This window comes from Streptomyces sp. M92 (assembly GCF_028473745.1).
In the GTDB taxonomy this organism is placed as follows: Bacteria; Actinomycetota; Actinomycetes; order Streptomycetales; family Streptomycetaceae; genus Streptomyces.
Map to the genome: position 1 here is coordinate 426,295 of NZ_CP101137.1, position 18,561 is coordinate 444,855.

General features: G+C 73.6%; 17 protein-coding genes. 7 read left to right on the forward strand and 10 right to left on the reverse strand.

Annotation, left to right across the window (positions count from 1 at the left end; translation table 11 throughout):
* Positions 1 to 17: 17 nt before the first annotated feature.
* The 6 genes from M6G08_RS01940 to M6G08_RS01965 all read right to left on the reverse strand — a co-directional run bounded on the left by M6G08_RS01940 (position 18) and on the right by M6G08_RS01965 (position 7,363).
* Positions 18 to 815: an SMI1/KNR4 family protein gene (locus M6G08_RS01940; RefSeq protein WP_272585446.1), complete on the reverse strand. Its 798-nt coding sequence runs from the start codon at positions 813 to 815 to the stop codon at positions 18 to 20.
* An 86-nt stretch (positions 816 to 901) separates the two neighbouring features.
* Positions 902 to 4,015: an efflux RND transporter permease subunit gene (locus M6G08_RS01945; protein WP_272585447.1), complete on the reverse strand. Its 3,114-nt coding sequence runs from the start codon at positions 4,013 to 4,015 to the stop codon at positions 902 to 904.
* Positions 4,016 to 4,171: 156 nt separating this feature from the next.
* Positions 4,172 to 4,858, reverse strand: a complete 687-nt coding sequence (locus M6G08_RS01950) for a response regulator (RefSeq protein WP_272585448.1) — start codon at positions 4,856 to 4,858, stop codon at positions 4,172 to 4,174.
* On the reverse strand, positions 4,855 to 6,096 hold the full coding sequence (locus M6G08_RS01955) for a sensor histidine kinase (RefSeq protein WP_272585449.1): 1,242 nt from the start codon (positions 6,094 to 6,096) through the stop codon (positions 4,855 to 4,857). Before M6G08_RS01955 ends, M6G08_RS01950 begins: the two co-directional genes overlap by 4 nt.
* 170 nt (positions 6,097 to 6,266) lie before the next feature.
* Positions 6,267 to 6,551 (reverse strand): PspA-associated protein PspAA, encoded by a 285-nt coding sequence (gene pspAA, locus M6G08_RS01960; RefSeq protein ID WP_272585450.1) that lies wholly within the window; start codon positions 6,549 to 6,551, stop codon positions 6,267 to 6,269.
* 20 nt (positions 6,552 to 6,571) lie between these two features.
* Positions 6,572 to 7,363, reverse strand: a complete 792-nt coding sequence (locus M6G08_RS01965) for a PspA/IM30 family protein (protein WP_272585451.1) — start codon at positions 7,361 to 7,363, stop codon at positions 6,572 to 6,574.
* Between the two features lie 270 nt (positions 7,364 to 7,633).
* Here M6G08_RS01965 and M6G08_RS01970 point away from each other — a divergent pair, with 270 nt between their 5' ends.
* The 3 genes from M6G08_RS01970 (at position 7,634) to M6G08_RS01980 (ending at position 10,411) form a co-directional block, all read left to right on the forward strand.
* Positions 7,634 to 8,272, forward strand: a complete 639-nt coding sequence (locus tag M6G08_RS01970; RefSeq protein WP_272591232.1) for a DUF3043 domain-containing protein — start codon at positions 7,634 to 7,636, stop codon at positions 8,270 to 8,272.
* Positions 8,273 to 8,355: 83 nt separating this feature from the next.
* Positions 8,356 to 9,057, forward strand: coding sequence for a class I SAM-dependent methyltransferase (locus tag M6G08_RS01975; RefSeq protein ID WP_272585452.1), 702 nt, complete (start codon positions 8,356 to 8,358; stop codon positions 9,055 to 9,057).
* Between the two features lie 277 nt (positions 9,058 to 9,334).
* Positions 9,335 to 10,411, forward strand: a complete 1,077-nt coding sequence (locus M6G08_RS01980) for a S1C family serine protease (protein ID WP_272585453.1) — start codon at positions 9,335 to 9,337, stop codon at positions 10,409 to 10,411.
* A gap of 36 nt (positions 10,412 to 10,447) precedes the next feature.
* On the opposite strand, the gene M6G08_RS01985 is transcribed toward M6G08_RS01980, so the two are convergent.
* Complete coding sequence (locus M6G08_RS01985) at positions 10,448 to 10,696, reverse strand: hypothetical protein (RefSeq protein ID WP_272585454.1); 249 nt, start codon at positions 10,694 to 10,696, stop codon at positions 10,448 to 10,450.
* A gap of 172 nt (positions 10,697 to 10,868) precedes the next feature.
* On the opposite strand from M6G08_RS01985, the gene M6G08_RS01990 reads away from it, so the two are divergent.
* On the forward strand, positions 10,869 to 12,068 hold the full coding sequence (locus M6G08_RS01990) for a bifunctional adenosylcobinamide kinase/adenosylcobinamide-phosphate guanylyltransferase (RefSeq protein ID WP_272585455.1): 1,200 nt from the start codon (positions 10,869 to 10,871) through the stop codon (positions 12,066 to 12,068).
* Here M6G08_RS01990 and M6G08_RS01995 read toward each other — a convergent pair.
* The gene (locus tag M6G08_RS01995) at positions 12,057 to 12,635 is read right to left on the reverse strand and encodes a class I SAM-dependent methyltransferase (RefSeq protein ID WP_272585456.1); all 579 of its coding nucleotides are present in this window, start codon (positions 12,633 to 12,635) and stop codon (positions 12,057 to 12,059) included. The genes M6G08_RS01990 and M6G08_RS01995 overlap by 12 nt on opposite strands.
* Positions 12,636 to 12,948: 313 nt before the next feature.
* Here M6G08_RS01995 and cobT point away from each other — a divergent pair, with 313 nt between their 5' ends.
* A complete protein-coding gene (gene cobT / locus M6G08_RS02000; protein ID WP_272585457.1) occupies positions 12,949 to 14,007 on the forward strand; it encodes a nicotinate-nucleotide--dimethylbenzimidazole phosphoribosyltransferase in 1,059 nt (352 codons plus the stop codon).
* A 120-nt stretch (positions 14,008 to 14,127) separates the two neighbouring features.
* Here cobT and M6G08_RS02005 read toward each other — a convergent pair whose 3' ends face one another.
* Positions 14,128 to 14,865: a hypothetical protein gene (locus M6G08_RS02005; protein ID WP_272585458.1), complete on the reverse strand. Its 738-nt coding sequence runs from the start codon at positions 14,863 to 14,865 to the stop codon at positions 14,128 to 14,130.
* A 60-nt stretch (positions 14,866 to 14,925) separates the two neighbouring features.
* Between M6G08_RS02005 and M6G08_RS02010 the strand changes: the two genes are divergently transcribed.
* Complete coding sequence (locus M6G08_RS02010) at positions 14,926 to 15,708, forward strand: adenosylcobinamide-GDP ribazoletransferase (protein ID WP_272585459.1); 783 nt, start codon at positions 14,926 to 14,928, stop codon at positions 15,706 to 15,708.
* 12 nt (positions 15,709 to 15,720) lie between these two features.
* Here M6G08_RS02010 and M6G08_RS02015 read toward each other — a convergent pair whose 3' ends face one another.
* A complete protein-coding gene (locus M6G08_RS02015) occupies positions 15,721 to 16,506 on the reverse strand; it encodes an endo alpha-1,4 polygalactosaminidase (RefSeq protein WP_272585460.1) in 786 nt (261 codons plus the stop codon).
* A 240-nt stretch (positions 16,507 to 16,746) separates the two neighbouring features.
* Here M6G08_RS02015 and M6G08_RS02020 point away from each other — a divergent pair, with 240 nt between their 5' ends.
* On the forward strand, positions 16,747 to 18,273 hold the full coding sequence (locus M6G08_RS02020) for a leucyl aminopeptidase (protein ID WP_272585461.1): 1,527 nt from the start codon (positions 16,747 to 16,749) through the stop codon (positions 18,271 to 18,273).
* Positions 18,274 to 18,561: the final 288 nt, after the last annotated feature.

Genomic DNA, 18,561 nt, shown 5'->3' on the forward strand with positions numbered 1-18,561 from the left:
CGCACGGCGGGGTCCGGTCAGCCGGCCTCCCGGTAGCTCATGAACCAGTGGGTGTCGAAATAGCGGGCCATCGTGTACGGGTGGCGGGGGTCGACGAGGACGCGGCAGACGAACTCCGCGGCCCCGCAGTCGAAGACGAGGTCCTCGCCGTCGAAGGAGCGGACCAGGACGGGCCAGCCGTCGGGGTCGTCGCCGTCGGCCCTCCAGCCGTACCGGTCCTCGTGCTCGGTGCCCGCCCAGACGAGTGGACCGCCGTCCCCGCGGTCCGCCCACGGCTCCTGGAAGAGGCCCAGATACGCGTCGAAGGCACCGTCGCCGAACGTCTCGACCATGCGCTTGTAGTCGGCCGGCAGCGCGGTGCCCAGGCGGGACTCGGTCTCCGTCCAGTCCGTGTCCGGTCGCCGGGCGGGCCGGGTCCAGCCGGTGATCGCCGCCAGCCGCTCCACCCAGTCGACGTCCTCGCCCGGAGCGACGGCCAAGGGCTGCGGCACCCGCCGGCGGGCGACCGCCAGCACCGGCCGCTCGACCCCCTCGGCGTCCCGCGCCGTACCCGCCCCGACCCACTGGTCGCCGTACGCCCACGCCCGTATCGTCATCGCCCGCCCCTCGAAGGGGACGAGGAGTGCCGCGCCCGACGACTCGTCGACCGTCGGATCGGTGAAGCCGTCGAGGACGAGGGTGCGCGGGGCCCCGAACCGGTCGCCGAGGAGGTCGGTCAGGTCCTGGGGGTCGACTTCGTCCGGCAGGCGGAGGTGCCTGGGCCCCGGGCCGAGCCGGGCCAGCAGGTCGTTGACGGTCGCTTGCGTGAGCTCCATGGCCATCAGTGAAGCGCACGGCACTGACAAACCGGGCGCCCCCGTGGTGACTCCACGGGGGCGCCCCTTGGCCGTACCGGCGGGTGTCAGACCTGGGCCGGCTCCGGTTCCTCCGAGGGCTTCGGCTGCTCGGGCAGGCCCTTCTTGGCCGCCCGCTTCTTCGCGCGCCGCTCCTTGCGGAGCTCCAGCATCGCGTAGAGCGTCGGGACGAGGAGCAGCGTCAGCAGCGTCGAGGTGATCAGACCGCCGATCACCACCACCGCCAGCGGCTGGGCGATGAAGCCGCCCTCGCCGGTGACGCCCAGCGCCATCGGGAGGAGGGCGAAGATCGTCGCCAGGGCCGTCATGAGGATCGGGCGCAGACGGTGCCGGCCACCCTCGATCACGGCCTCCACGACGCCGTAGCCCTGCCTCCGGTACTGGTTGATCAGGTCGATCAGCACGATCGCGTTGGTGACCACGATGCCGATCAGCATCAGCATGCCGATCATCGCCGGAACGCCCATCGGGGTGCCGGTGGCGAGCAGCAGGCCGATCGCGCCGGTCGCCGCGAACGGGATGGACACCAGCAGGATCAGCGGCTGGGCCAGCGACCGGAAGGTGCCCACCAGCAGCATGAACACGATCGCGATCGCCGCGAGCATGGCCAGGCCCAGGTTGACGAACGCCTCGTCCTGGTCGGCGGTGACGCCGCCGATCTCTGCCGTGGCCCCGGCCGGCAGGTCCAGCGCGTTGATCTTCGACTGGAGTTCCGTGCCCACCGCGCCGGTGTTGTCGCCGGTCGGCTTGGCGGTGATGGTCGCCGCGCGCTGACCGTCGATGCGGGTCATCGACACCGGTCCGTCCACCAGCCGCACGGTGGCGATGTCACCGAGCTTGACCGGGCCCAGGTTCAGGGCCTTCAGCTCAGCCATCGTCGTGACCGGCCGGCCGGAGCGGATCACGACGTCGCGCTCGGTGTCGTCCAGGGTCGCCTTGGCGGCCGGGGTGCCGCGCACCGCCTGGGCGACGGCCGCGCCGAGCGTCTGGTCGTCGAAGCCGGCCTCGGCGGCACGCGCGTCGGCCTTGACCGAGATGCGCGGCACGCTCTGCGCCAGGTCGCTGGTGACGTCGGTGACGTCGTCGAGCCCGGCGACGGTCTTGCGGACCTCCTCGGACGCCTCGCGCAGCACCTGCGCGTCGGCCGCCTTCACGACGACGCTCAGGTCCTGGGAGGCGAAGCCGTCACCGGCGGCGACCGTGGTGGTGCCGATGCCGTCGAGCTTCGCGAGCCCGTCCTCGATGTGGTCCTGGACGTCCTCGGAGTCGGCCGAGTCCTCCAGCATGATCTGGTACGAGGCCTGGTTGGTGTCCGTGCCGCCGCCGAAGGCGGCCATGAAGCCGGACGAGCCGACGGTGACCTGGAAGTCCTTGACGCCCTCGGTGTCGCCGAGCAGCTTCTCGACCTTCTCGGCCTGCGCGTTCGTCGCGCCCAGGCTGGTGCCGGGCTTCAGCTCCTGCTTGATGCTGAGGACCTTCTGCTCGCCCTGGTCGAAGAAGTTGGTCTTCAGCAGCGGCGCCATGCCGAACGTGCCGAGCAGCACGACGACCGCGATGGCCACGCTGGTGACGCGGCGGCGGGTGGCGAAGCGCAGGACGGGGACGTAGAAGCGCTGGAGGCGGCTCCCGGCCTCCTTCTCCTCGGCCAGGCGGCGGGCCTCGGCCGCGTCGTCGGGGGTGCCCTTCGGCGGGCGCAGGAACCAGTACGACAGCACCGGGACGACCGTGAGCGACACCAGCAGGGAGGCGAGCAGCGCCGCGGTGACGGTCAGGCTGAAGGAGCCGAACAGCTCGCCCACCATGCCGCCGACCAGGCCGATCGGCAGGAAGACGGCGACCGTGGTGAGCGTGGAGGAGGTGACCGCTCCGGCGACCTCGCGGACCGCCTTGAGGATGGCCTCCTGGCGCTCCTCGCCGTAGCCGAGGTGCCGCTTGATGTTCTCCAGGACCACGATCGAGTCGTCGACGACCCGGCCGATGGCGATGGTGAGCGCGCCCAGCGTCAGCATGTTCAGCGACAGGTCGCGGGTCCACAGCACGATCAGCGCGAGCACCACCGACAGCGGGATGGAGACCGCGGTGACCAGGGTGGAGCGGACGGACGCCAGGAAGACCAGGATGATCACGACGGCGAAGACCAGGCCGAGGGCGCCCTCGGTGGTCAGGCCCTCGATGGCCTTGGAGACCGCCGGGCCCTGGTCGCTGACGACGGTGAGCGTCGCGCCGGAACCGAGCTGCTCGCGCAGTTCGGGGAGCTTGTCCTCGACGGCGTCGGAGATGGCGACCGCGCTGCCGTCGTGGTCCATGGTGACGGCGACGGCGAGGCTCGGTTCGCCGTTGGTGCGGGTGAGGGAGTCGGCCCTGGCCTCCTCCTCCTCGACGGTGGCGACGTCGGCGAGGCGGACGGGCTTGTCGACGCCCTCGCCGGTGACCATGAGGTCCTGGATCTGCTTCAGCGAGGTGTAGCCGCCGCCGACCTGGACGGTGCGGTTGGCGCCGGCCTCGTCGAAGGAGCCCGCCGGGACGGTCGCGCCGCCGGCCTGGAGGGACTGGGCGAGGGCCTGCGGGGTGACGCCGGCCTTCGCGAGCTTCGCCGGGTCCGGGGTGACGGTGACCTGGACGTCGCGGACGCCGTCGACCATCACCTGGGCGACGCCGTCGATGTCCTTCAGTTCGGTGACGACCGTCTTGTCCAGCTGGTCGGCCAGGGCCTGCTGGTCCTTGTCCGAGGTGACGGCGAGGACGACGGTCGGGATGTCGTCCGTCGAGCCGGAGACGACCTGCGGGTCCACGTCGTCCGGGAGCTGGGCGCGGGCCCGGTTGACGGCCTGCTGGACGTCGGCGACGAGCTGCTGGGTGCCGTTGCCGTAGTCGAAGGACGCCATGATGACGGCGTTGCCCTCACTGGCCGTCGAGGTGATGCCCGAGATCCCGTCGACCGCTTCGAGACTGTCCTCGATCGGCTCGACGACCTGCTTCTCGACCACGTCCGGCGAGGCGCCCCGGTACGGCGCGAGCACGGAGACCATGGGCAGTTCGATGGTGGGCAGCAGCTGCTGCTTGAGCTGGGGGACGGCGATCGCGCCGAAGACGAGCGCGACGATCGACATCAGGCCTATCAGGGCCCGTTGTGCGAGGCTGAATCTCGACAGCCAGGACATGGATCAGGGTCTCTCTTCTGTGGCCGAGCGGAGGGGGCGGGGCACATCGGTACGCCCACACCGACACCCTGGTCCACGAGTGATCCCGGTTCCCTAGGCCCCAGGTCCATTTCCTTGTCCCGCGCCTACTCCGGCCGCAGTACGCCCGGCTCCGGGTCACTCCACCCTTGGACGTACCAGCCCGGACTCGTAGGCGGTGACGACGAGCTGGGCGCGGTCGCGGGCGCCCAGCTTGGCCATCGCCCGGTTCACGTGCGTCTTCACGGTGAGCGGGCTGACCTCCAGCCGCTCGGCGATCTCGTCGTTGGACAGTCCCCCGGCGACCTGGACCAGCACCTCGCGCTCGCGCACGGTCAGCGACTCCAGCCGCTCGGCGCGGGCCGGGTCGCGCTCCGCGCCGTCCCCGGTGCCCTCCTGGGCGAGGAAGCGGGCGATCAGTCCCTTGGTGGCGGTCGGCGACAGCAGCGCCTCGCCGCCGGCCGCGACCCGGATCGCGCTGAGCAGCTCGTCGGGTTCGGAGCCCTTGCCGAGGAAGCCGGAGGCGCCCGCGCGCAGCGACTGCACCACGTAGTCGTCGACCTCGAAGGTGGTCAGTATGACCACGCGGACGTGGGCGAGGGACGGGTCGGCGCTGATCATGCGGGTGGCCGCCAGGCCGTCCGTGCCGGGCATCCGGATGTCCATCAGCACCACGTCGGCCCGCCGTTCGGCGGCCAGCCGGGCCGCCTCCGCGCCGTCGGACGCCTCCCCCACCACCTCCATGTCGGGCTCGGAGTCGACCAGCACCCTGAAGGCGCTGCGCAGCAGTGCCTGGTCGTCGGCGAGCAGGACACGGATCGTCATGCGGGGTCCTTTGCTGCATCGGTGGCGGCGTCGGTGCGGTTCCTGACCGGAAGGATCGCATGGACGCGGAAACCGCCCCCGTACCGGGGACCGGTGGTGAGGGTGCCGCGCACGGCGGTGACGCGCTCGCGCATACCGAGCAGGCCGTGCCCGCCGCCGACCGGCGCGGCGGTCTCGGCGGTACTGCCGCCGGTCCCGTCGTCGAGCACCGTGACCTCGATGTCCGTTCCCACCCGCACGACGCTGACCTCGGCCTTCGCCCGCGTCCCCGCGTGCTTCTGCACGTTGGTCAGCGCCTCCTGGATGATGCGGTACGCGGCCAGGTCGACCGCGGCGGGCAGGTCGGTGCCCTGGTCGGTGCGGGCCACCTCCACGTGCAGTCCGGCGTGGTGGAAGGTGGCGACGAGTTCGTCGAGGCGGTCCAGGCCGGGGGCGGGCTCGGTCGGAGCCTCCGGGTCGCCGGACTGGCGGAGCAGGCCGACGGTGGCGCGCAGCTCGTCGAGTGCGGAGCGGCTGGCCGTCCGTACGTGGGCCAGGGCCTCCTTGGCCTGGTCGGGCCGTTTGTCCATGACGTGCGCGGCGACCCCGGCCTGCACGTTGACCAGGGCGATGTGGTGGGCGACCACGTCGTGCAGGTCGCGGGCGATGCGCAGCCGCTCCTCGGCGACCCGGCGGCGGGCCTCCTCCTCCCGGGTGCGCTCGGCCTTCTCGGCCCGGTCCCGGATGGCCTGGACGAAGGCGCGCCGGCTGCGGACCGCGTCCCCGGCGCTGGCACCGATGCCGGTCCAGGCGAAGACGGCGAGGTTCTCCTGCGCGTACCAGGGCAGCGGTCCGGCCAGCATGGCGGCGCCGGTCAGCACGGTCATGGTGAGCAGGCCGACCCGCCACGTGGTGGGGCGGTCGGTGGAGGCGGCGACCGTGAAGAGCGCGAGCACGGCGGACATGACGACGGGGGCGCGGGGGTCGCCGGTGACGCTCTCGACCACGGAGACGCAGCCGGTGACCGCGAGGACCACCAGCGGGGCCCGGCGCCGGAAGACCAGCGCGGCGGCACCGACGGCCATGAGGACGAGGCTGAGCACGTCGGGGGTGCGCAGGGCCCAGCTGACGCCCTCGGGCCCGTGGGGGTCCACGAAGGAGCCGGCGACCATGCACACCAGGACGGCCGCCGCGAGGGCGGCGTCCAGTGCGGAAGGGTGGGCGCCGAGGGTGCAGCGGGCGCGGGCGAGGGGGCGCATGGTTTTTTACGGTAGCCGGAGTGGGCGCGTCTTATGAGTGGGCCTGCGTGAGTGGGCGACTGCTGGGGGCGGCACCCCCCCAGGCCCACGCTTCGGCCCGGACGGCCTCGTCCTCGAACTCCCCCACTCTCGGCTTCGCTCGAGCGGGGCCCCAGGACGGGCTGGAAAACCTACGCGCCGTCCGGAATGAGACCGTCGTCGCTCAGCAGCTCGCGGACCTCCTCCAGGGTCGCGTCCGGGGACGGGAGGATGAGGTCGGACGGCTCCAGGAAGTCGTCCGGGACGGGCTCCCCCAGCTCCCGCACCTTGGCCAGGAGGGCCTGGAGGGTCGCGCGGAAACCGGGGCCGTCGCCGCCCTCCATCTCGGCCTGGAGTTCGTCGTCCAGCTTGTTCAGCTCGGCGAGCCGGCCGTCGGCCAGCGTCAGCTGTCCCTCCCCCATGATCCGTACGATCATGTCGCCCTCCTAGGCGTGGCCTACTGCTTGTCGAAGCGCGGGGTGTCCTGCGGCTGCTGCCGGTCCTGCTGCTGCCCCTGGCCCTGACCGCCCTCGAGGGCCTGCCGGTCCGAGGTGGAGCCTCCGGCCAGCTCGGCCTTCATCCGCTGCAGCTCCAGCTCTACATCCGTACCACCGGAGAGCCGTTCCAGCTCGGCCTGGATGTCGTCCTTGTGCATGCCGGACTGGTCGTCCAGCGCGCCGGAGGCGAGCAGCTCGTCGATGGCGCCGGCCCGGGCCTGGAGCTGGGCGGTCTTGTCCTCGGCGCGCTGGATGGCCAGGCCCACGTCGCCCATCTCCTCGGAGATGCCGGAGAACGCCTCCCCGATGCGGGTCTGCGCCTGGGCGGCGGTGTAGGTGGCCTTGATGGTCTCCTTCTTGGTGCGGAAGGCGTCCACCTTGGCCTGGAGCCGCTGGGCCGCAAGGGTGAGCTTCTCCTCCTCGCCCTGGAGGGTGGCGTGCTGGGTCTCCAGGTCGGTCACCTGCTGCTGGAGGGCCGCGCGGCGGGAGAGCGCCTCGCGGGCCAGGTCCTCGCGGCCCAGCGCGAGCGCCTTGCGGCCCTGGTCCTCCAGCTTCGACGACTGGGACTGGAGCTGGTTGAGCTGGAGCTCCAGCCGCTTGCGGCTGGTCGCCACGTCGGCGACGCCGCGGCGCACCTTCTGGAGCAGCTCAAGCTGCTTCTGGTACGAGTAATCGAGGGTCTCGCGCGGGTCCTCGGCCCGGTCCAGGGCCTTGTTGGCCTTCGCGCGGAAGATCATCCCCATACGCTTCATGACACCGCTCATGGGCTTCGCGCGCCCCCTTCTGACCGACTCCAGCTCCAGCACCTGCGACAGAACCCACAGTACGGGCCCTGCATCCATTACCGCACTGTTCGGGGACGGATGCGCTCATCCCCAAGGACGACTGCGTACTCCTCCGGTCCGGCGTAGGGAGTAGGTGGTCCCCGGGTTGTCCGTAATGCCCCGCTGTCCGGGGCGGTACGCAACGTCCCCTCCGTCCCTTTACAGACGACCGGCGTTGCCGGATCGTTCCCCACCGGACTGGGGTCCACACCCCCGAACCCCGTACCCTTGGGTTTTGTGTTCCGTAGCCGTGCCAAGGATGAGAAGGCCCAGAGCGCCGTCAGCGCGCCGGTGACCGACTCCAATCAGCCCCGTGACCCGCAGGCCCCCAAGGGCCGGCCGACACCCAAGCGCAGCGTGGCCCAGTCCCAGCGCCGCAGCGTCGCCAATACGCCGATGACGCGCAAGGAGGCCGCCAAGCGCCAGCGCGAGGAGCGCCGGACCGCGCTGGCCAAGCAGCGCGAGGCGCTGGCCAGCGGTGACGAGCGGTACCTGCCGGCCCGCGACAAGGGCCCGGTCCGCAAGTTCGCGCGCGACTTCGTCGACTCGCGGTTCAACATCGCGGAGTACTTCCTGCCGATGGCCGTGATCATCCTCGTGCTGAGCATGATCCGGGTGCCCGCGCTGCAGAACGCCGCGCTGCTGATGTGGCTGGTCGTGATCGTGCTGATCGTGCTCGACTCGATCGTCACCGGCTTCCGGCTGAAGAAGCGCCTCGCCGAGCGCTTCCCCGACGACCGCAGGCGCGGCGCGGTGGCCTACGCGCTGATGCGCTCGCTCCAGATGCGCCGGCTCCGGCTGCCCAAGCCCCAGGTCAAGCGCGGGGAGCGGCCCTGAGCACGACGCCGTTCGCCGGGGACGCGGCGGATGCCTGGCTGGACGGGCTGGGGGCTCTGCGGGACGTCGTACGGCAGGAGCTGGTGGCCCGGCAGCTCGACGAGCAGATAGTCGGCCGCTTCCCGGTGGGCAAGCGGCTGCGGGTCCTCGACGTCGGTATGGGCCAGGGCACCCAGGCGCTGCGGCTGGCACGGGCCGGGCACCAGGTGACCGGGGTGGAGCGGGACGCGACGATGATCGCCGCGGCGCGGGAAGCGCTGGCCGGGCAGCCCGAGGGCATCCGGGAGCGGATGCGGATCGTCGAGGGCGACGGCCGGGACACCGGCGTCCACTTCCTGCCCGGCAGCTTCGACGTGGTGCTGTGCCACGGCGTGCTCATGTACGTCGAGGAGCCCGACCCGCTGCTCGCGGGGCTGGCCCGGATGCTCGCCCCGGGCGGACTGCTGTCCCTCCTGGTGCGCAACGGCGACGCGCTCGCGCTGCGCCCCGGCCTGTACGGCGACTGGGCGGGTGCCCTGGCCGCCTTCGACACCGTCGAGTACACCAACCGCCTCGGCCTGCACGTCCGCGCGGATCGGCTGGCGACGCTGACGGCGAAGCTCGCGGGCATCGGCGCCCCGCTGCACACCTGGTACGGCGTCCGGGTCTTCACGGACACGGCCCCCGACGGCGCCACGCCCCCGGCCGACCTGGAGACGCTGCTGGCGGCGGAGGAGCGGGCGGGCCGCACCGACCCGTACCGCGGCGTCGCGGCGCTGCTGCACCTGTGCGGGGTGCGGGGCTAGGGCCCGTCCGACAATGCCCGTCGTCGCCCGAAGGGCGGCCGCGCGGCGTCAGGTGCGTGCTCTGGAGGTCCCCCCGGCCGGAGGCTGGGGGGTGCCGGTCCCAGACCCGCGTACTGGCCGTACCCGCGTCCGGGGCCGGTGCGGCGAGAGTGCGTGCATGGCGTCGCGCGGCAGACGGGAATGGTCGGACAGGCCCTGTCCAAGGCCTGTCCGACAGGGGCGCCCGTTCGGGTGTCCTCCGGGAGCCGGGCCGCCACCGCGCGACGAGACTCGGGGCATGGACGCTTCCCGCACCCGCCCGCCCAGGCTGCTCGCCCCGGCCGCCCTCCTGGCCTGCGCGTCGCTGTTCGTCACCGGCTGCACGGGCGCCGCCCCCGCCCCTCCCGGCGGGCGGGAGGGCGACACGGCGCAGGCCGCCGCGCCGGCCGCGGCCAACGACCTCCAGGCCGACTACCAGCGGGTGATCGAGGACGTCCTCCCGTCGGTCGTGCAGATCCAGGCGGGCGACTCCCTGGGATCCGGCGTCGTGTACGACGACAAGGGGCACATCGTCACCAACGCGCACGTCGTCGGGGACAGCAGGGCCTTCCGGGTGACGACCGCCCGCACGGAGGAGGCCCTCGCCGCCGAGCTGGTCTCCTCCTACCCCGAGCAGGACCTCGCCGTCATCAAGCTGGACCGGCTGCCCGAGGGCATCGAGGCGGCCCGCTTCGGCGACTCCTCGAAGGCGGCGGTCGGGCAGATCGTGCTGGCGATGGGCTCGCCGCTGGGCCTGTCCTCCAGCGTGACGCAGGGCATCGTGTCGGCGGTCGGACGGACCGTCACCGAGGGCCGCCAGGGCGGCGGCACGGGCGCGACGATCGGCAACATGGTGCAGACGTCGGCGGCCATCAACCCCGGCAACAGCGGCGGCGCCCTGGTGAACCTCGACAGCGAGGTGATCGGCATCCCGACGCTGGCCGCGACCGACCCGGGCATGAGCGACAGCGCGGCGCCCGGAATCGGGTTCGCCATCCCGTCGTCGATGGTGAGGACGGTCGCCGACCAGATCATCGAGGACGGCCGGGTGACCGACTCGGGACGGGCGGCGCTCGGCATCACCGCCCGCACGGTCGTCGACGACGGCTACCGGCCCGCGGGCGTGGCCGTCGTCGAGGTGAGCGACGGCGGGGCCGCCGACGACGCGGGGCTGCGGCCCGGCGACGTCATCGTCCGGCTGGGCGACACGGACATCACCACCATCACCTCCCTGGCCGAGGCGCTGGCGTCGATGCAGCCGGGCGACCGGACGAAGGTGACGTACACCCGCGACGGCGACGAGCGCACCGCCGAGGTGACCCTGGGCGAGCAGTGAGGGGCGGGGCCGGCCGGACCGGACCCGCCCCGGCGCTCAGCCCTCCGCCGGTTCCGCGGCGTCCTCGGCGTCCTCGGCGTCCTCGGCGTGCAGGCTCATCGGCCCGTAGATCTCCGTGGAGTCCTCGAACAGCCGCACCTGGTCGGTGCCGCCCTCCTGGAGTTCCTTCCAGTGCTCCCCGATCCAGGACTCGGCGTCCCCTTGCGTGGTGAACTCCTCGGGCTGCACCGCGGGCCGGACCTCAGTCCCGCCGGCCGTCTCGAACCGCCACGTCCATGCCGCCATGTACGCCTCCCAGATGTGAGCACATGCAGAGCGGAAGCCGGATCTTGGTCCGGCCTCCGCCCGCAGCCTATGCGCTGAGCCGACCGCGTCGTAGCAGGCCCGGGAGACAGACCCCGCCCCCTTATGGGGCCTCGGGCGCGCACCCCGCCGCCCCACCGGGGAAAATCGGGGCGTGGACGTGACTCTGCTCGGCACCGGTGCCCCCGCGGGCCTGCCCCGCCCCGACTGCCCCTGTGCGGCCTGTGCCGCCGCCCAGGGCGAGAACGCGCGCGCGGCGACCGCGCTGCTGGTGGACGGGGCCCTGCTGCTGGACCTCACCCCGGGCGCCGCGTTCGCCGCCGCACGCGCCGGGCACTCCCTGACCGGCGTACGCCAGGTGCTGCTGTCGCACCCGCACGACGGGCCGGCGCTGGAGGTGCCCGCCGGGCTGCCGCAGCCGGGCCGGGTGCCGGACGGCCGGGAGCTGGCGCTGCTGACCGGGCACCGGGTGCGGGCGGTGGCGATGGACGCGCCGGGCACCGGGTACGCCGTGACGGGACCGGACGGACAGCGGCTCCTCTACCTGCCGCCGGGCGGTGCTCCGGCGGGCCTGGAGGAGCCCGCCGAACCGTACGACATGGTCCTCGTGGACGTCGTGGGCCGCCCGGACGCCCTGGCGAGGCTGCGCGCGGTGGGCGCGGTCGGCGCGGCCACGGACGTCGTCGCCGTCCACCTGGGCCACGACGTGCCGCCGGGCCGGGAGCTCGTCCGCCGTCTCGCGGCGGCCGGGGCACGGGCCGTGCGGGACGGCACGACGCTGGTGGTGGGCGCCTACGAGGACGTACCCGACGTACCGCGCCGCACCCTCGTGCTGGGCGGCGCCCGTTCGGGCAAGTCGGTGGAGGCCGAACGCCGGCTGGAGTCGTTCCCGGAGGTGCTGTACGTCGCGACGGGCGGCTCCCGGGGCGGCGACACGGAGTGGGCGGCCCGGGTCCGCGCGCACCGCGAGCGGCGCCCGGGCTCCTGGCGCACGGTGGAGACCTGCGACCTGGTCCCGCTCCTCAAGGACGACGGAGCGCCCCTCCTCGTCGACTGCCTGTCCCTGTGGCTGACGGACGCGATGGACGCCGTGGGGGCCTGGGACGACGCGGAGTGGGCCGACGGCGGCGAACGGGCCCTGCGCGACCGGGTGCGGGACCTGGCGGAGGCGGTGCGCGCCACCCGGCGCACGGTCGTCGCCGTGTCGAACGAGGTCGGCTCCGGCATCGTCCCGGCCACCGCCTCCGGCCGCCGCTACCGGGACGAACTCGGCCGCCTGAACGCCGCCTTCGCGCACGAGTGCGAGCAGGTGCTGCTGGTGGTGGCGGGCCAGGCCCTCGTCCTACGCGGGTGAGCCGGGCCCCTTGCGCGCGACGACGCGCCGGCTCCGCGCGCCGGTGAGCACGGTGCAGCCCAGTCCGGCCAGTTCAGCGCGCACGCCCGCCGGACGGACGAGCAGCCGCCGCGGGTCCGCCACGTCGACGAGCAGGTGACCGCCGGGCCGCAGCACGTGCAGCGCGGCCCGCAGTTCGGCACGCGGGTCGGGCACCCGCTCCAGCTGCTGAAAGAGGCTCACCACGTCGTAGCGGCCCCGCAGCCGCGCCTGGATGTGCGGGTCCGTCAGCCTGCCGACGAACGCCTCCTCGACCCGCTCGACGGCACGGGCCCGCAGCACCCGGTGCGTGGGGTCCAGGCCGTCGAAGGACGTGTACGGGAAACAGGCCCGTGCGGCGTGAGGGAAGTCGGCGTCGCCGGTGCCCACGTCCAGCCAGCTCTCGGGCTCCGGGCAGCGGCGGAACACCGCGCGGGCGGCCGCTCCGTGCCGGAGGCGGACGCCGGCCCGGACGAGCGGGTGCTCGGGCCCCGGCTCGAGCGGCGGATTGCGGAACCCGTGCCCGCACGCCAGACAACGCTCGAGCACGCAGCGACCGGGTGCGGCCCGCCGCGGCCCCTGGCCCAACAGACGGGAACGCAGCCGCCGGGACCCGCACCAGGGGCAGTCCGCACGGTGCGGCCCGTAACCGGGGAAGGGAGGGACCGGGGGCACGGGAGGCGGCGCCGAGGGGACGGGCGGTGCGGACATGGGCGGCTCCCGACGCGCGAGGAAGAGAACGAACGACAATCCAGGCAAAACGTTACGTAGGTGATCGCCGTCGGACGGGGAACGACGCCTCCCGGGCGCGGTGCGGACGGGCCCGCCGCCGTGTTCGACCCAGGCCGGTACTGTTCGGCGAATGAGCTCGCTGAATCTCGACGACTTCACCGATCTGATCGAGCGTCCCGACGGCGGGGTGCGCCGCGACGCCGAGGCGCGCCGGGAGCGCCAGGTCGTGCCGCCCGGATCGCTGGGCCGCCTGGACGAACTGGGCGAGTGGCTGGCCGCGGCGCGGTCCGCCGTGCCGGTGCGGCCGGTCGAACAGCCCCGGGTGGTGCTCTTCGCCGGTGACCACAAGGTCGCCGAACTGGGCGTGTCGGCACGGCCCGCGGGCGGCGCGGGCGAGCTGGTGCGCGAGGTGCTGGAGGGCGGCCGGCCCGTGTCCGTACTCGCCCGTCGCCTCGGCGTACCGGTGCGGGTGGTCGACATGTCCCTGGACTGCGACCCTCAGACGCTGCCCGCCGGCGTCTCGGCGCACCGGGTGCGGCGCGCGGGCGGACGCATCGACATCGAGGACGCGCTGACCCTGGAGGAGGCGGAGGCCGCCTTCCGGGCCGGGATGGCGGTGGCCGACGAGGAGGCCGACTCCGGTACGGACCTGGTGGTGCTGGGCGACGTGAGCGTGGGCGGCACCACGGCGGCGGGCGTGCTGGTCGCCGCGCTGTGCGGCACCGACGCGTCGGTGGTCACCGGGCGGGGCGGGCTGGCCATCGACGACCTGGCCTGGATGCGCAAGTGCGCGGCGATCCGCGACGCGTTGCGCCGCGCGCGGCCGGTCCTCGGGGACCAGCTGCGGCTCCTCGCGACGGTGGGCGGCGCCGACCTGGCCGCGATGACGGGCTTCCTGCTGCAGAGCGCGGTGCGGAAGACGCCGGTGATCCTGGACGGCGTCGTGACGGCCGCGTGCGCGCTGGTCGGGCAGCGGGTCGCCTTCCGGGCGCCGGACTGGTGGCTGGCGGCGCACGACAGCGGGGAGCCGGGGCAGGCCAAGGCGCTGGACCGGATGGCCATGGAGCCGCTGCTCTCCCAGGGCGTGACGGTGGGCGAGGGGGCGGGGGGCCTGCTGGCGCTTCCGCTGGTACAGGCCGCGGCGGCACTGGCGGCGGAGCTGCCGGTCGTCTCCGACGAGGAGGGTTAGCGGGGTTTCAGCGCCCCCGGCGCGGGGGTGGGCGTCGGGAGTGGGCCGCGCGGGCCGGCGTGACGGGGTGCCGCCGCGCCCGCCCCCGGCACCACTGCACGCGGGCGGGGCGGCAGCGGCCTACCCGTCCGGCCGCCCGCCGATCCAGTCCTGCACCGCCCGGCGCGGCCCGGACCAGCGGCGGTCGTGGCGGTAGGCCCGCAGGTGGGACTTGGCGCGGGCGTGCGGCCGGCGGGCGTAGAAGCGGCGGGCCCACAGCGAGCCGGGCCGCGCCAGGCGGACCGCGCCGATCAGGGCGACGAGCGGCACGATCACGCCGAAGACCGCGAGCCGCGCCTTGCCCTTGGCCAGGGCGAGGAGGGAGAAGAAGAAGTTCCCCGCGACGGTCGCGATGACGTTCGCCCGGTCCTGCAACTCGTCCTCGGACATGCCGTCGACACCGAACGGGGTGAACCCGGCGAGGACCAGCCCCACCAGCGCCGCCGTGAGCACCACGGCCTCCACGCTCTTGCGCCCCGCCTCGCTCCAGTACACGTCGTCGAGATGCAGGATCAGCGCGAACTCGTCCAGCACCAGCCCCGCCCCGACCCCGAAGACGACCGCCGCCAGCGCGGAGCCGAACCCGTGCCGGCCCCCGGCGACGGCGGCGAAACCGCCGACCACGGTGAGGACGACCCCCGGAACGACGTGGTGCACGTGCACCCCGCCCGCCTCGACGTTGCCGAAGGGACCCTTGCCCGCCCGGATGAGCCGGGTGATCACCCGCGTGATCAGGAACGTGAGCACGAAGGCACCCAGGGCGAGGAGCAGCGGCAGCTTCCCGGGTTCCATGATGTTGCGCTGCCACCAATCTCCCATATGCGCACTTTATCCCCGGTCGGCGCCGACGCCCTCCCGGCCGCCGGGTAGTCTGCGCCGGTGCTCAGGACCCCCTCCCCCGACGGCCTCCGCTTCGCCTTCGGCACCCTCACCGTGTTCCCGGTCGCGGTGACCCGCTGGGACCGCGAGGCGGCCCGCGCCGGCATGCTGTGCGCACCGCTGGCCGGCCTGGCCGTCGGCGCCGCGGCCGCCGCGGCCGGGCTCCTGCTGCTGTTCCTCGGCGCGGGCACCCCGCTCGCCGCCGTCGCGACCGCCGCCGTACCCGCCGTGCTCACCCGCGGCCTGCACCTGGACGGCCTGGCCGACACCGCGGACGGACTCGGCAGCGGCAAGCCCGCCGAGGACGCGCTGCGGATCATGAAGCAGTCGGACATCGGCCCGTTCGGCGTGCTCACGCTGCTCTTCGTGCTGCTGGCCCAGGTGGCCGCGCTGGCGCAGGCCTACGACGCGTCCTGGGCGCACGGCGCGCTCGCCGCCGTGGTCTCGGCGGCCGCCGCCCGGCTGGCGCTGACCCTCGCCGCCCGCACCGGGGTGCCCGCCGCCCGCCCGGAGGGCCTGGGCGCGGCGGTCGCGGGAGCGGTGCCGGCCGGTGGCGCGCTCGCGGCCACCGCCGCCGTCACGGCGGCCGCGGCGGCGGCCGGCGCGGTCCTGGGCCCGTACGACGCGGTCCGTACGGCGCTCGCGGTACTGTGCGCCGTCGCCGTCGCCGAACTCCTCCTGCGCCACTGCGTCCGCCGCTTCGGCGGGGTCACCGGCGACGTCTTCGGCTCGGTCGCGGAGACGGCGGCCACCACCGCCCTCGTCGTACTGGTCCTCGGCTGACCTCGGCTGACCTCAGCAGGCCTCCCGCCACACCCCCAGCTCGTACTTCTTCAGCATCGAACTCAGCCCCAGCTCCCGCGACTCGGCACAGAACCGGTCGGTCGGCAGCTCGTACTCGACGTGGAAGACCGCCTTGCCCGCGTCGACGAACGGCTTGTTGTCGGCGCACTCGCCGTACTGGGCGCACTGCTCGTTGACCGCGAAGTCGAAGTCGTCGACCAGCTCCGGGATCTGGTCCAGGTCGTTCTTCAGGCCGACGGCCATGCCCCGGTCGTGGGCGAGCCTCGCGATCAGCCGGTTGTAGCGGAGCTGGTCGTCGGCGGTGAGCGGGAAGCCGGTGTCGTTCTTGTAGCCGTCCATGTTGTCCGGCTCGACCGCGTCGAAGCCCTTGTCGCGGCACATGTCGATCCGCTCGGCCATCAGCGGTTCGAGGACGTCGGTCTCACGGATGTCCAGCCACCGCTCGCCCTCCCAGCCGTTGCCCTCGCCCAGCACCGACTCCGGGAACCTCCCGGCGTCCGGGCGGAAGTCCTCCCAGGCGCCGGTGGAGAGGTAGCAGACGACCTTGCGGCCGTCGTCGTGCAGCCCGGCGACCGTGGCCCCGGTGTGGTCGAAACCGTCGATGTCGTAGACCGGTACGTCGACGGAGGTGTCCAGCTCGCCGCTGAGCTGCCACTGCCAGGCGGTGCCGGGGCGCGGCTGCCAGTGACCGGCGTCGTCCCGCTCGCCGTCGGGGGACGCCGAGGAGCAGCCCGCGAGCAGCAGGAGAAGGGCCGACAGCAGGACCGGGCGTCTCATGGCGCGTGCTCCAGGGGTGGGGATGGCGTGGCCAGTAATGATCGCGTACGCCCCCGGGGCACGGGAAACGCGGGGCGCGGGAGGGAGCGGACGCGGGCGCGAGCGTAGGCTCGTGCCGGGTGTTTGCCTGCCCAGGCAAGGACCGCATCGCAGGAGGGATCTAGGGTCGGTTGTCGGGCCCGGTCGACCCACCCGCATTCGGCCGCACAAGACTTCATACGGAAGCGAGAATTCACCACCGTGACTGCTCTCACTCTCTCCACCGCCGCGGCGCCCGGCCTGCGGGCCGACGCGATCGTGATCGGTGTCGCCAAGGGCGCCAAGGGACCGGTCGTCGCACCGGGCGCCGAGGCCGTGGACAAGGCGTACGACGGCCGGCTCGCCGGCGTCCTGGAGACCCTCGGTGCCTCGGGCGCCGAGGGCGAGGTGACGAAGCTGCCCGCGCCGTCCGGCTTCAAGGCACCCGTCGTGGTGGCGGTGGGCCTGGGCGCCGAGCCCGACAAGGACGCCGGGTTCGACGCCGAGGCGCTGCGCCGGGCCGCCGGTGTGGCCGCCCGCGCGCTCGCCGGCTCCAAGAAGGCCGCCTTCGCCCTGCCGCTCACCGAGGCCGCCGACGCCGGCGCCGTCGGTGAGGGCGTGCTGCTCGGCGCGTACTCCTTCGACGCCTACAAGGAGATCGGCAAGGACGCGAAGGCCAAGAACGGCAAGGCCCCGCTGGCGGAGGCCGCGCTGCTGGGCGGCAAGCCCCGCGACAAGGCGTACAAGGCGGCGATCGAGCGTGCCGCGGCCGTCTCCGAGGAGCTGAACCGCGCCCGCGACCTGATCAACACCCCGCCGAACGACCTCAACCCCGAGGCGTTCGCCGCGGTGGCGCAGGCCGCCGCGAAGGAGCACGGCATCAAGGTGCAGGTGCTCGACGAGAAGGCGCTCACCAAGGGCGGCTACGGCGGCATCCTGGGCGTCGGCGCCGGTTCGGCGGCCGGCCCCCGGCTGGTGAAGCTGTCGTACACCTCGGCCAAGGCGACGAAGTCGCTCGCCTTCGTCGGCAAGGGCATCACCTACGACTCGGGCGGCATCTCGCTGAAGCCGGCCGGTCACAACGAGACGATGAAGTGCGACATGGCCGGCGCCGCCGCCGTGTTCGCCGCGGTCGTCGCCGCCGCGCGCCTGGGCCTGGAGGTCAACGTGACCGGCTGGCTGGCGCTGGCCGAGAACATGCCGTCCGGCTCCGCCACCCGCCCGGGTGACGTGCTGCGCATGTACAGCGGCAAGACGGTGGAGGTGCTGAACACCGACGCCGAGGGCCGGCTGGTGCTCGCCGACGCGCTGTGGGCGGCCTCGCAGGAGAAGCCGGACGCGATCATCGACGTGGCGACGCTGACCGGCGCGATGATGCTGGCGCTGGGCAACCGGACGTACGGGATCATGGCGAACGACGACGCGTTCCGCACCGCGGTGCACGAGGCGTCGGAGGAGGTCGGCGAGCCGGCGTGGCCGATGCCGCTGCCGGAGCACCTGCGCAAGGGCATGGACTCGCCGACCGCCGACATCGCCAACATGGGCGAGCGGATGGGCGGCGGTCTGGTGGCCGGCCTGTTCCTGCGCGAGTTCGTGGGCGAGGGCATCGCGTGGGCGCACCTGGACGTCGCGGGTCCGGCGTACAACGAGGGCGGTCCGTTCGGGTACACGCCGAAGGGCGGTACGGGGACGGCGGTGCGGACGCTGGTGCGGGTTGCCGAGCTGGCGGCTGCGGGGGACCTGGGCTAAGGGCGCCTGAGAGCTCGGGGGTGCGGGTGATTCTGGCGGCTGCGGGTCCGTTGTGGCTGGTCGCGCAGTTCCCCGCGCCCCTGGCGGCGTCGTCCCTCCGTGGGTGCCCGACTGACCCGGCCGGTCGCGCCCACGCGGCGGAGTCGCAGATCGAACACAGCCCCGCGCCCCTACGGACGTCTCCGCTTCCTCCGCTACGAGCGAACGTGGGGCGTCTCACACACCGGCCCCACGTCTCGTCGGTCCCCTACAAGTGCGAAGATGGGGCTCGGCAGGACAGGGCCCCCA